At 66.8% G+C, this 13,083-nt stretch carries 11 protein-coding genes; 4 read left to right on the forward strand and 7 right to left on the reverse strand.

Annotated features, from left to right (window positions below; all coding sequences use genetic code 11):
• The 5 genes from AC1DBQ_RS02640 to AC1DBQ_RS02660 all read right to left on the reverse strand — a co-directional run.
• A partial coding sequence (locus AC1DBQ_RS02640; RefSeq protein ID WP_476927016.1) for a sugar phosphate isomerase/epimerase family protein occupies window positions 1–703 on the reverse strand: 703 nt, incomplete at its 3' end.
• On the reverse strand, window positions 700–1,932 hold the full coding sequence (locus AC1DBQ_RS02645; protein ID WP_476927017.1) for a Gfo/Idh/MocA family protein: 1,233 nt from the start codon (window positions 1,930–1,932) through the stop codon (window positions 700–702). The genes AC1DBQ_RS02640 and AC1DBQ_RS02645, both read right to left, overlap by 4 nt.
• Window positions 1,933–1,991: 59 nt before the next feature.
• Window positions 1,992–2,894, reverse strand: coding sequence for a carbohydrate ABC transporter permease (locus AC1DBQ_RS02650; protein ID WP_476927018.1), 903 nt, complete (start codon window positions 2,892–2,894; stop codon window positions 1,992–1,994).
• Window positions 2,894–3,796: a carbohydrate ABC transporter permease gene (locus AC1DBQ_RS02655; RefSeq protein ID WP_476927019.1), complete on the reverse strand. Its 903-nt coding sequence runs from the start codon at window positions 3,794–3,796 to the stop codon at window positions 2,894–2,896. Before AC1DBQ_RS02655 ends, AC1DBQ_RS02650 begins: the two co-directional genes overlap by 1 nt.
• A gap of 4 nt (window positions 3,797–3,800) precedes the next feature.
• Window positions 3,801–4,997: an extracellular solute-binding protein gene (locus AC1DBQ_RS02660; RefSeq protein ID WP_476927020.1), complete on the reverse strand. Its 1,197-nt coding sequence runs from the start codon at window positions 4,995–4,997 to the stop codon at window positions 3,801–3,803.
• Between the two features lie 412 nt (window positions 4,998–5,409).
• On the opposite strand from AC1DBQ_RS02660, the gene AC1DBQ_RS02665 reads away from it, so the two are divergent.
• Window positions 5,410–6,477, forward strand: coding sequence for a LacI family DNA-binding transcriptional regulator (locus AC1DBQ_RS02665; RefSeq protein ID WP_476927021.1), 1,068 nt, complete (start codon window positions 5,410–5,412; stop codon window positions 6,475–6,477).
• A 13-nt stretch (window positions 6,478–6,490) separates the two neighbouring features.
• On the opposite strand, the gene AC1DBQ_RS02670 is transcribed toward AC1DBQ_RS02665, so the two are convergent.
• Together AC1DBQ_RS02670 and xylA are read right to left on the reverse strand one after the other, a co-directional pair.
• Window positions 6,491–8,062: a xylulokinase gene (locus tag AC1DBQ_RS02670; protein ID WP_476927022.1), complete on the reverse strand. Its 1,572-nt coding sequence runs from the start codon at window positions 8,060–8,062 to the stop codon at window positions 6,491–6,493.
• A gap of 19 nt (window positions 8,063–8,081) precedes the next feature.
• Window positions 8,082–9,272 (reverse strand): xylose isomerase, encoded by a 1,191-nt coding sequence (gene xylA, locus AC1DBQ_RS02675; RefSeq protein ID WP_476927023.1) that lies wholly within the window; start codon window positions 9,270–9,272, stop codon window positions 8,082–8,084.
• Between the two features lie 250 nt (window positions 9,273–9,522).
• Here xylA and AC1DBQ_RS02680 point away from each other — a divergent pair, with 250 nt between their 5' ends.
• From AC1DBQ_RS02680 to AC1DBQ_RS02690, 3 genes are read left to right on the forward strand one after another with little or no spacing between them, the layout of a single operon-like run.
• Entirely contained in the window at window positions 9,523–10,782 is a 1,260-nt protein-coding gene (locus tag AC1DBQ_RS02680) for an FAD-binding protein (RefSeq protein ID WP_476927067.1), read from the forward strand.
• Window positions 10,783–10,792: 10 nt separating this feature from the next.
• Window positions 10,793–12,067 (forward strand): ROK family protein, encoded by a 1,275-nt coding sequence (locus tag AC1DBQ_RS02685; protein WP_476927024.1) that lies wholly within the window; start codon window positions 10,793–10,795, stop codon window positions 12,065–12,067.
• A 32-nt stretch (window positions 12,068–12,099) separates the two neighbouring features.
• Window positions 12,100–13,074 (forward strand): aldose 1-epimerase family protein, encoded by a 975-nt coding sequence (locus AC1DBQ_RS02690; RefSeq protein WP_476927025.1) that lies wholly within the window; start codon window positions 12,100–12,102, stop codon window positions 13,072–13,074.
• Window positions 13,075–13,083 lie beyond the last annotated feature (9 nt).

The following is a 13,083-nucleotide window of genomic DNA, read 5'->3' on the forward strand; positions in this document are numbered from 1 at the left end:
CGTGGAAGATTTTCTCGGCGAAGTCCTGTAGGAACATGACGGCGTCCAGGTCCTGCCAGAGGAAGTGCGAGGGGTCGAAGTTCAATCCGAAGTTCTCCCGGTGCCCGATGGCCTCGAGGGTCCGCTTGGCGGTCCAGTAGTCGTAGGCAATTTCGGACGGGTGGACCTCGAGGGCGAAGCGGACCCCTTCCTCGTCGAAAACGTCGAGGATTGGGTTCCAGCGGTCGGCGAAGTCCTGGTACCCGCGTTCGATCATGGCGTCCGACGCGGGCGGGAACATGGCGACGCATTTCCAGATCGAGGATCCGGTGAAGCCGGTGACGGTCTTCACGCCCAGCCTGGCGGCCGCCCGAGCCGTGGTCTTCATGGCCTCGGCGGCGCGGGTGCGGACCCCCTCGGGGTCGCCGTCGCCCCACACCGGGGCGGGAAGAATGCCCTCGTGGCGTTCATCGATCGGGTCGTCGCAGACGGCCTGACCGGTGAGGTGGTTGGCGATCGCATGGACTGTGAGGCGGTGCTTGTCCAGGATGTCGAGCCGGTTCTGGAGGTAGGCGTCGTCCTCGACGACGCGCTGCGGGTCCAGATGGTCGCCCCAGCAGGCGATCTCCAGGCCATCGAAGCCCCACTCGCCGGCGAGCCGCGCCACTTCTTCAAAGGGCAGGTCGGCCCACTGGCCGGTGAAGAGGGTGATGGGTCGTGTCATGGTGTTTCCTCCCAGACGTTGTGCYAGTGGCTGTTGGCTCCGGCGCTGGTTTCGACGGCGGCGAGGACTTTTTGGACCTGGAGGGCGTCGGCGAAGGACGGTGCGGGGGGCCGGTTGCCGGCGATGGCGTGGATGAGGTCGACCACCTGGTGGGTGAAGAGGTGCTCGTAGCCMAGGCCGTGGCCGGTGGGCCACCAGTTCCCGGTGTAGGGGTGTTCGGGTTCGGTGACGAGGATCTTGCGGAAGCCCGCGTCCGGGCCGTCGGCGGCGTCGTAGAAGGACAGGGCGTTCATGTCCTCGAAGTCGAAGGCCAGCGAGCCCAGGGTGCCGTTGAGTTCGATGCGCATCGCGTTTTTCMGGCCGAGGGCGAACCGGGTGGCTTCGAACACGCCGATCGGCCCGGTTCCGGTTCCGTTGTTGGAGGCGGTGTCGTCCCCGTTGCCGGCGAAGCGGGCGGTGAAGATGGCGGCGTCGTCGACGGTCACGGGCCCGCGGACCGCGTCGGCACCGGTGGCGCCGTGGCCGCCCAGGCCCACGAGGTCCCCGGCGAGGGGGCGTTCGGTGACAAAGGTCTCCAGCAGGGCCGAGACCCCGGTGATGCTTTGTCCGGTGATCCACTGGGCGGTGTCGATGCTGTGGGCTCCGATGTCCCCGAGGGAGCCGGAGCCGGACTTGGCCTTGTCCAGCCGCCAGGTCAGGGGGGCATCGGCGTCGGAGAGCCAGTCTTGGAGGTACTGCGCCCGGACGTGCCGGATCCGGCCCAGCCGGCCCTCCTGCACCATCCGCCGGGCCAGGGCCAGGGCCGGGGTGCGGCGGTAGCTGAAGCCGCACATCGAGAACACGCCGCGGCCCGCCGCGGCGTCGGCCGCCTTGGCCATCCGTTCGGCTTCCGCGACGGAGTTCGCCAGCGGTTTTTCGCACAGGACATGCTTGCCGGCCTCGAGCGCGGCGATCGCGATCTCGGCGTGGGTGTCACCCGGGGTGCAGATGTCGATCAGGTCGATGTCGTCCCGTTCGATCAGCGCCCGCCAGTCCGTCTCGGCGGACGCCCAGCCCATCTTGTCCGCGGCGGCGCGCACCCCGGAGGCGTTCCGGCCCGTGATCGCGGTCAGTTCGGGGCGCAGCGGCAGGTCAAAGAACCGCGGCGCGCTCCGCCAGGCCTGGGAATGCGCGGCCCMCATGAACGCGTAGCCCACCATCCCCACACGCAGGCTCGTCGGGTCAGTCATCGGTAATCCTTTCAAAGAACGGGTGGAGATTGACGGCTCCCCGGCTCGGGGACCTGCCGCTATTTGCTGAAGCCGGCGGTGAGTCCGCTGAGGAGCTGGCGCCGGGCGATCACGTAGACCACCAGCAGCGGCAGCGTGGCGAGCACGACGGCGGCCAGCACGGCCGGGATGTTGACGCTGAACTCGCCCTGGAACGTCCACAGCGACAKCGGCAGCACCCGGGTCTCCGGGCTCTGCGTCAGGATCAGCGGGAACAGGAAGCCGTTCCACACTMCGAGCGCGTTGTAGATGCCCACCGTCACCACGGCGGGCCGGGTCATCGGCAGCGCCAGGCGCCACATCATGGCCCAGTCCGAGCAGCCGTCCAGCCGCATGGATTCGAAGAGCTCGTTGGGGACGTCCCGCATGAAGTTGGACAGGATCAGCACTGAGATCGGGATGGCGAAGGCGACCGACGGCAGGATCAGGGCCAGCAGGGTGTCGTACAGATGGGCGCGGGTGATCATCCAGTAGATGGGGATGATCGTGGCGTGCAGCGGGATGGCCAGGCCCAGCAGGAAGAGGTTGTTTGTCCAGCCCAGGAACCTGCTTTTGCCGCGGACGATCGCGTATGCAGCCATGAACGAGACCAGGAGGGCCGGTACGACGCTGCCCACTGTGACGATGAGGCTGTTGGCAAAGTATCTCGCGAAGTCGTTCTCCAGGACCAGCTTGTAGTTATCCAAGGTGGGTTCGGCGGGCGGCATCATCGGGTTGGACGTGAAGAAGCCTGCCTGGTTCTTCAGGCTCGTCACCACCACGTAGTAGACGGGGACAATGATGATGGCCAGCCAGAGCCAGCCGCCGAGGCCGCCAAGGACGTTCGGGCGGAACCGTCCGGATGCCTTGGTCCGCGGACGGGGGCTGGCGGCGGGGCGGACGGGTGTTKAGGACGGGACGGGAATCTGGGTCAGGGAAGCCATCAGGCACCTTCCAATTGGCTTGCATTGCGGTTCTTTCCGCCCAGTCTCTGCAGCAGCAGGGCGAGTGCCACGCCGATCACCACGAGGATGACCCCGAGGGCGCTCGCAGCGCCCATGTCATTGGCTTTGAACCCGGTGAGGTACATGTGCAGCGGGAGCAGCCGTGTGGCGTAGCCGGGGCCGCCGCCGGTGAGGACGAAGACGAGGTCAAAGTACGCGAGCGAGCCAACCACCATGAGCGTGGAGGACGTGATGATGGTGTATTTCAGCTGGGGCAGGGTGATGTTGAAGAACTGCTGGATCCTTCCGGCACCGTCGATTTGCGCCGCCTCGTACAGCGACCCGGGGATCTGGCGCACGCCGCCCTGGTAGATGAGCGTGTGGAACGGGACAAACTGCCAGGCGATCACGAAGACCACGACGAACAGCACCAGGTCCGAATTGCCGAGCCAGTCCTGCGACAAAGCCGGTATGCCGAGTCCGGCGCCCAGGCCGAAGTTGGGATCCAGGAGGGCTTTGAACGCGATGGCCACCGCGGCCGAGGACAGCAACAGCGGCACGAAGTAAAGGACAGCCAAAGCCGCGCGGTACTTCTGGCCCCCGGCGGTGAAGACCCCCAGCAGAAGGCTGATCGGGGCCTGGACGATGAACGAGAAGAACATGATCTTCGCCGTCACCAGCAGGGCGTTGCCGGTGACCGGGTCGGTCAGGACGGTGGTCCAGCTGGACAACCCGTCCAGCTTGATCTCGCCTAGGCCGTCCCACGACGTGAAGCTCAGGAACAGGACGCCGCCAAGCGGAATGATGGCAAACAACAAGAAGAAGGCAAGGGCCGGTGCGGCCAGCCACCCCGACGGGCCCCGCTGAAGGGCCCGCCGGGAGGAACCGGATRAGGTGGACACTGGATTACTTTCCGATCGTCGCGTTCATCGTGGCGACGAACTGCTCCGGGGTGATCTTCTTGAGGAAGATCTGGTCGAGGTTGGCCAGCATGGCGTMCCCCTGGGCCGGGCTGAGTGCCTGGTCCCAGGAGAGCGTGAAACTAGGGGCATTCTTGGCCATGCCATACACGTAGGTCAGGAAGTCCTTGTCCGGGGACGCGGCGAGCTTGCTCTCGATGCCCTTGACCACCGGCACGGCTCCGGAGTCGATGAGGCCTTGGATGTTGCTGTCCGAGAACATGCCGTCCTTCACGTACTCAAGGGCGGCTTTCTTCTGGCCGTCGGCGGCCTTCGAGGAGACGGACCAGAAGTTGGAGGGGTTGMCCACGACATTGGCCGGATCTCCCTTGCCGCCGGAGACCGCGGGGAAGGTGGTGAAGCCGAGCTTGCCGCTCTTGACGAAGTCGGCAGCGTCCTTCTTCATGCTCTGGTAGATCCAGCCGCCCTGCAGGATCATGGCCGACTTGCCGGTGTACAGCAGTGCCTGGTCGGCGTTGCTGTCCGCCGCGATGGACGAGAACCCGTTGACGAAGCCGCCGGCGTCCACGAGCTGCTGGATTTTGCTCAGTGCCTCGGTGACCGCGGGGTCGGACCACGCGTTGGGCTTGTTGGCAGCGATGTTGGCGAAGACCTCCGGGCCGCCGATGCGTTCCACGAGGTACTCGAGCCACATCAGGTCCGGCCACCGGGACTGGCCGCCGAGCGAGAACGGGGCAATGCCCGCGGCCTTGAACTTCGGCACCAGCGCCATGAGCTCGTCCCAGGTCTTGGGAGCCTCGGCACCCACCTTGGCGAAGACGTCCTTGTTGAAGTACAGCACCACAGGCTGCACGTTGTTGTTCGGCAGGGCGTAGGTTTTGCCGTCGATGACGCCGTTCTTCAGCACCGCCGGAAGGTAGCGGTCCTGAACGTCGGGGTTGTCCTTGAGGAACCCGGAGAGATCATCCACCTGCCCGGCATCCACGTAGGACTTCAGCACGCCGCCGCCCCAGCCGTAGATGAAGGTCGGGCCCTGACCGGCGCCGACGGCGGTGCGCACCTTGGTCTTGTAGGCGTCGTTCGCGAAGAAATCCAGTTTGATGGACGAATCCGGGTGGGCGGAGTTCCAGTCCGTGACGGACTTCTGCAGCACTGGCTGGTTGCCGCCTGTCAGCCCCCACATGGTGGCCGAGTCTGCACTTGCACCAGAACCTGCCGGGCCGCTGGAGCCGCAAGCGGCCAGGCTGATCGAAATTGCGACTGCGGAGCAAGCTATCGCGGCACTGCGAAACGTACGATATTTCATCTGGGATTCCATTCGTCTTCCGGGGTCTGCGCTGATGGCCCGGTTGTGAGTGGCGGCAGCCCAACCCTCCGCGAAGAAGGCTGCACTGCCGCTGCTGATGGGGGTAAAGCTATATTTCGAAAAGTTTCGTAAAAGTCTGCGACTTGTGAAACTAAACTAATGGTGACTGCAATCACAGTCAAGGGCGGATTCGGAAACTTCAGGTATTTCAGGCCCGGATACTTGACGCAAGGAACAAACCGGGCGAGACTTCTTCGTATCGAAATATTTCGAAAATACAGGAGCCATCGTGTCACTAGTGCAGGGTCCCGGCAGGCCAACTCTTGCCGCCGTCGCCCGGGAGGCCGGCGTTTCCTCCCCCACGGTCTCCAAGGTCATCAACGGGCGGGAGGACGTTGCGGAGAGTACCCGCACCAGGGTCCTGGCGGCGCTTGAACACCTGGGATACCGGTCACCGCAGCAGCGCAAACACGCCGAGGGCCGGCCTGGAATCGTGGAAGTAGTGTTCGACTCGCTGTACTCGGCGTACGCCGTCGAGGTCCTCAACGGCGTGCTGGAGCAGGCCGCCTCGGTGGACGTCCAGGTACTGATCGATGTGACCGGGCACCCGGCCGCCATGACGCTCAGCCCGGAGCGGCGGGCCCAGCGCATTGTGGACGAGGGCCGGCTCGGTCTGATTGTGGTGACGTCCGGCTTCAGTACGGCCCAGCTGAATGCTTTCCGCCGCCGGCACATTCCCGTGGTGGTGATCGATCCGCTCAACCCGCCGCCGTCGGAGGTTGTCAGTGTGGGTGCCACCAACTGGGCCGGCGGGAAGGCGGCCACGGAGCATCTGCTCGAACTGGGCCACCGGCGGATCGCGTACCTTGGCGGGCCGGAGTCGGCGGAATGCAACCAGGCCCGCCTGCACGGCTACATGGCGGCACTCATGGCCGAAGGAGTMCAGGTGCGGCCCGACTACGTCATGCTGGACAAGTTCCGTCCGGAACACGGAATCCGCGGCCTCAAGGCCCTCATGGCCCTCCCCGAGCCGCCGACTGCCATTTTTGCCGGGAGTGACAGCATCGGCCTCGGCGTCCTGGCCGAAGCCCGGAGGCACGGGATGCGGATCCCGGAGGACCTGAGCCTGGTGGGTTTCGACGGCACGTACCAGGCGGAGCAGTCCATCCCCGCCCTGACCACCGTGACCCAGCCGCTGCAGGAGATGGGCCGCGCCGCCCTGCGCGCCGTGCTCCGGCAKGCCAATGGCGAGGAGCTCGACTCGCAACGGGTCGAACTGGCCACGCATCTTGTGGTCCGGGAATCGACGGCCCCTCCCGCCGCCGGGGACCCGACGCCGGACGCGCGGCGGCCGTAGCCGCCGCGGCGGCTCAGTCGCCAGGGTCAATGTGGCGGCTCGCCCTCAGGTAGTTCTGCTGGATTTCCGGGTGGAAGTCCGGGTCCGGAGCGGCGTCCACCGCAACGAGCCAGGCCGGCCGAGTGCCGCTGCGGGCCCAGGCTGCCTGCACGGCAGCGCCCCGGGCCACGTACTCCCCCGGGCTCGGGACCACGACCGGCAGGTCGAAGACCTGGGCCGCGATGGCCTGCACCGCCGGGTTCTGCACGGCGCCGCCGATCAGGAGGAGGCGTGTTGCCGGGCTGCCCTGGGCGCGGAGGGCATCCAGGCCGCCGGAGAGTCCGCAGAGCATGCCTTCGATGGCGGCCCGGGCCAGGTTGTTCCGGGTGCTGGAGGCAATGCTGAGCCCGTGGATGCGGGCTTTGGCGTGCGGCAGGTTGGGGGTGCGCTCGCCTTCGAAGTACGGCACCAGCACCACGCCCCCGGCGCCGGGATCGGCGTCAAGGGCAAGGCGCGACAATTCATCGAAATCCACGCCCAGGATGCCGGCCACCGAGCTGAGCACGCGCGCGGCGTTCAGTGTGACGGCGATGGGCAGGTATTCTCCGCTGGCGTCCGCGAAGCCTGCCACCGTTCCGCTGGGGTCGGCAACGGCCCGCGACGCCACGGAGAACACCGTGCCGCTGGTGCCCACGGACACCACCACGTCCCCGGCTTCGGCACCCAGGCCCAGTGCGGCGGCCGCATTGTCCCCGGCACCGGCACCCAGGAGAATGCGGTGCCCGGGTCCGGCCGGGTTTGATCCCGACTGGCCGGGTCCTGCTTTCCCGGGTCCGGCCGGGTTTGATCCCGACTGGCCTGGCAGCTCAGCCGGGGATCCGAAGCAGTCGGGGTGGATCTCCCCGGCAGCCTCGCCGGGACCCAGAACGCGGGGCAGAATCACGGCCCCGAAGTCCCCCGTCCCGGCATTCCCGGTAGCTTCCCGGGCGTCCCGGMCGAAGGCGGCTTTGAACAGCTCAAGATCGTACTCACCGGCCGAGGGGCTCCAATAACCCGTTCCGCTGGCATCCGAGCGGTCCGTCGTGAGCTGGTCCAGGTCCGGKCCCAGCGGGCTGGACGCTGCCGGGCCGTAGCCGCGGAGCCGCCAGGTCAGCCAGTCATGGGGCAGCGCAACGGCCGCCACCCGGTCCGCCAGGTCCGGTTCGTGGGCCCGGACCCAGCGGATCTTCGTGATGGTGAAGGAGGCCACCGGGACCAGGCCGGTCCTGCGGGCAAAGTCGTCCGCCCCCACTTCGTCGGTGAGTGCGGCCGCGGCGGCCGCGGAACGGGTGTCGTTCCACAGTAGCGCCGGCCGCACCACATTGCCGGCGTGATCCAGCAGCACCATGCCGTGCTGCTGGCCCCCCACCGACAGCGCGCTGACGTCCGCCAGCCCGCCGGCGTCGTCGAACGCTTCCGACAAGGCCCGCCACCAGTGGTCCGGGTGGACCTCCGTTCCGTCCGGGTGACCGGCCCGGCCCTCGCGGACAAGCCTTCCGGTTTCCGCGTCCAGGACCACCACTTTGCAGCTCTGGGTGGAAGAGTCGACGCCGGCAACAAGGGTCATGGGAGCAGCCGTCACGGTATTAGCGKGCGCCGAGCAGGTGCTCGATGAAGAGCTGCTGCAGCTTCACGAAGCCGAAGCCCTTGCCTCCGAAGTAGGCGTCGGCGTCGAAGTCCTCGTAGGAAGCGCGGTCCGCGCKGAGCTGCTCGTACCCTTCGCCCGGGTTGAGCGTGGGTTCGTTGATCTCGGCAACGCGGGAGGCCTGCAGCGCGGCCTGGACCTCGGGGTCGGCGCGGAAGGCCTTGGCGCGTTCCTTGAGCAGCAGGTAGGTCTGCATGTTGGCGGCGGCGGAGTCCCACACGCCGTCGATGTCCTCGGTGCGGCTGGGCTTGTAGTCGAAGTGGCGCGGGCCGTCGTAGGCGGGGCCGCCGTCGGGGCCGCCGTTTTCGAGCAGGTCCACCAGGGAGAACGCGTTCTGCAGGTCGCCGTGGCCGAACACCAGGTCCTGGTCGAACTTGATGCTCCGCTGGCCGTTGAGGTCGATGTGGAAGAGCTTGCCCTGGTAGAGCGCCTGGGCAATGCCGTGGGTGAAGTTCAGGCCGGCCATCTGCTCGTGCCCGGTTTCGGGGTTGATACCCACCAATTCGGGGCGCTCAAGCGTTTCGATGAAGGCCAGGGCGTGGCCCAGGGTGGGCAGGAGGATGTCGCCGCGGGGTTCATTCGGCTTCGGTTCGATGGCGAAGCGGATGTTGTAGCCCTTGTCGGTGACGTAGTCGCCGAGCAGGTTCACGGCCTCGCGGTAGCGTTCCAGGGCGCCGCGGATGTCCTTGGCGGCGTCGTATTCACTGCCTTCGCGGCCGCCCCACATGACGAAGGTTTCGGCACCGAGCTCAGCGGCGAGGTCAATGTTGTCCAGGACCTTGCGCAGGGCGAAGCGCCGGACGCCGCKGTCGTTGCTCGTGAACCCGCCGTCCTTGAAAACGGGATGGCTGAACAGGTTGGTGGTGACCATCGGGACKATCATCCCGGTGGCCTTCAACGCCMCGGTCAGCCGGTCGATTTCGCRCTGGCGGTCAGCAGCGGAGCAGCCGAAGGGAAAGAGGTCGTTGTCGTGGAAGGTGATGCCGTAGGCGCCGAGGTCACTGAGCCTGTTGACGGCTTCGACCGTGTCCAGCGGCGGCCGGGTGGCGGAGCCGAACTGGTCCTGGGCCTCCCAGCCGACCGTCCAGAGGCCGAAGGAAAACTTGTCTTCACGGGTGGGCTGAATCGCCATTGAATGCTCCAGAGGTGTGTGCGGTTACTGAGAAGGGGTGGTTCCAACTAAATTGTTCTAGAGACAAACATATTATGGATTTTGGTGATGTCAACCACTTGACCGAGACATTGCCACGCCCATTGGGCCGCGCTCTAGTGGATTGGCCGCGTTGCTGTTATGTTGTGAAAAACAGCAAATAAGCGCCAAGCGGGACAAGAACCAGGGCAGCGAGGCCCCCCGAGTGAAGGATTCAACCGTGATTGATCAGATGGTGACCGAACGCAACTGGGCGGGGAACTACGGCTACCAGGCACCGCGGATCGCCCATCCTGCGAGCATGGCGGAACTGCAGGATCTGGTGGCCGGCACCGGGAAGGTCCGCGCGCTGGGGTCCCGCCATTCCTTCAACGACATTGCGGACACGGCCGGGACCCTGGTGGTGCTGGACCGGCTCGACGCCGGCATCAGCGTCGATCCGCAGAACATGACCGTCACCGTCAGCGGCGGCACGCGCTACGGGACGCTCGCGGCGGAGCTCCATCGCCAGGGCTTTGCCCTTCACAACCTCKCCTCGCTGCCGCACATCTCGGTGGCGGGCGCCGTCGCCACCGCCACGCATGGCTCCGGCGACGGCAACGGCAACCTTGCCACGGCCGTTTCGGAGCTTGAGCTGGTCACCGCCGACGGCACAGTCGTCACGGCCCGGCGCGGCGAYGCCGACTTTGACGGCATGGTGGTGGGCCTGGGCGCACTGGGCATCGTCAGCCGCCTGACCCTGGATATCGAACCCAGCTTCGAGATTGCCCAGAGTGTCTTTGAGGGCCTTGACTGGGAACAAGTCCTGGAGAGCTTCGACGACGTGACTTCAGCGGCCTACAGCGTGAGCCTGTTCACCGACTGGAGCGGGCCCACGGTGGGCCAGGCCTGGCTCAAGAACCGCACGGACCAAATGGGGATGCCCGCCGGATTATCGGAATTCTTCGACGGCACGCCCGCCACCCGGGCCCGGCACCCGCTGCCCGGCGTCTCCGGCAGCAACTGCACGCAGCAGCTCGGCGTTCCCGGGCCATGGTCGGACCGGCTCGCCCACTTCCGGATGGAATTCACCCCGAGCAAGGGTGACGAGCTCCAAAGCGAGTACCTGATCCCGCGCGAGCACGCCGTCGACGCCCTCCGCACGATGCGGAGCCTCTCGGAGCTCGTCACCCYCCTGCTCCTGGTCGGGGAAATCCGCACGATCGCAGCCGACCAGCTGTGGCTCAGCCCCAACTACGGCCGCGACGGAATCGGCCTGCACTTCACCTGGCACCAGGACGAGCCCGCCGTCACCGCGATCCTGCCTCGTCTGGAAGCGGAACTGTCCCCGTTCGGCGCCAGGCCGCACTGGGGCAAACTGTTCCACGGCAACGCCGCCGGCCTCGCACCGCTRTATCCCCGCTTTACCGACTTCACCGAACTGGCCGGCCGGCTGGATCCGGCCGGAAAATTCCGCAATGCGTTCCTGGACCGCACGGTATTCGGCCGCTGATAGTGTCACGATGATGCMTCCACGTACCCATGCCTCCGCCCCGGCGGGCGAGCCGGATCCGTCGCGCCGCAACAATTTGTCGCTGCTGACCTCCCTCGTCCATCACCACGGCGTCCTGAGCCGCGCCCAACTGACCCGGCACACGGGGCTGAACCGCTCCACGGTTGGGACATTGATCGGACAGCTCACCTCGCTGGGACTGGTCTATGAAGCGGCGCCCGCCGGGGAAGGCCAGGTGGGCAGGCCCAGTCCMGAGGTCCACCCCAGCCCGTCGATTGCGGCGCTGGCCGTCAATCCGGAAGTCGACGCCGTCACCATCGGCCTGGTCAGCCTCGGAGGGAAGGTCCAGAAGAAGATCCGCTTMGAAACGGAACGGATTCCGAGCGCCCGGGAGGCGGTGAATATCGCGGCGGCCGTCATCGCCGGGATGCGGTCCGAGCTCGATGCCTCCTACCGGATTACCGGCATTGGCATGGCCGTGCCCGGCCTCGTTAACCRCGACGACGGCGTCGTGCGGCACGCGCCGCACCTGGGCTGGCGCAATGAGCCGGTCGCCCGGATGCTGAGTGAGGCCACCGGCTACCCTTGCCAGGCCGCCAACGACGCCTCCCTGGGCGCGGAAGCCGAGCTGATTTTCGGCGCTGGCGCCGGTGTTGGTGTTGGTGCCGGTGTTGGTGCCGGTGTTGGTGCCCGGCCGGGCAATCTGATTTACCTCAACGGTGGTGCCAGCGGCATCGGCGGCGGGATCATCGCGGACGGGCAACTGCTCCGGGGGGCCTCCGGCTATGCCGGGGAACTCGGCCACACCTTTGTCCGCTCGGACGGCACCACCTGCCACTGCGGTGCCACGGGCTGCCTGGAAACCGAGGTCTCCCAGGGCCGGCTCCTCGAACTGGTCGGCTTGAGCAGCGGTGACACCGCCGACCTCGAAATAGCCCTCGGGAACAGCAACAGCGCCGAGCTCAGCGACGAAGTCGCACGCCAGCTGACCTATCTGGGCATAGCCCTGCGCAACGCTGTGAACATTTTCAACCCCGACGCAATCGTCCTTGACGGCTTCCTGGGAACGCTGCACGCGCTCGCCCCGGGGTCGCTGCAGGCAATGCTGCTGTCCCAGGCAATGGACGGCCCCGCCGGCCAGGCAAAAATCTACCGCGCAGCCCTCGGCTCTGATCTGATGATGATCGGAGCCGCGGAACTGGCCTTCACCCCATTCCTGGCCGATCCCGCCGGCTTCGGCGCAACCGCCGGCACCGTGCCCTCACCCACGTCACAGACAGGCTGACCGTGCAGAATCAGGCAGTACAGAATCAGGCAGTGCAACACCAGGCCGTACAGAACCAGCCGGGGCCGCACCAGACAATCTCACCGATGGGTGCGCACTTCGAACTGCAGGCCACGCTGGGAGGCCGCAGCCAAAAAGCCGTCGTGACGGAAATCGCCGCCAGCCTGCGTGCCCTGGAAATCGACGGCGTCGCCCTCGTGCAGGACTATCCCGCCCAGTCCGCTCCGCCGTCGTGCGCCGGCTGGGTCCTGGTGCCCTGGCCCAACCGGGTGGCCGACGGCAAGTGGACCTACGACGGCGTCCCGCAGCAACTGGAGATCACGGAACCGGGCAACGGCAACGMCCTGCACGGCCTGCTGTCCGCCGCCGCGTACAGGGTCGCGCACCGGACACCGGACAGCATCACGCTCACCRCCGACGTCGCGGCTGAACCGGGCTACCCCTTTGAACTCTCGACGGCGGTCCGCTACCAGCTCACCCAGGACGGACTCCTTGTCACCCACAGCCTGACCAACACCGGCAGCCGGGCCGCCCCGGTCGCCGTCGGGGCGCATCCCTTCCTCCGGCTGGGTGCCGTGCCGACCGAGGACCTGACGCTCGTCATCAATGCCGACACCCACATCGAAGTCGACCACCGGCTAAATCCGACCGGCGCCACCGTGGCTGTCCACGGAACCCGCCACGACTTCCGGGCGGGGCAATTAGTCGGCACCGTCGCCCTCGACGATGCATGGGGCAACGTCCGCCGGGAACCCGACGGCAGCTCGCTGCACTATCTGGAGGCCCCCGACGGCAGCCAGGTGCAATTGTTCATGGATGCGTCCTTTGGCTACATCCAGGCCTTCACCACCCGCGTTTTCCCCGGCGCAGACGGCCCGGTCACTGCGGTGGCGGTGGAACCGATGACGGCTCCGGCCGACGCCTTCAACAGCGGCGAGGGGCTGCGTTGGCTGGYCCCCGGCGAGACCTGGGACCTCAGCTGGGGTATCCGCTACCGGCAGCCCTGATCCAAGGAG

Source organism: Arthrobacter sp. 10T413_2 (genome assembly GCF_056394205.1).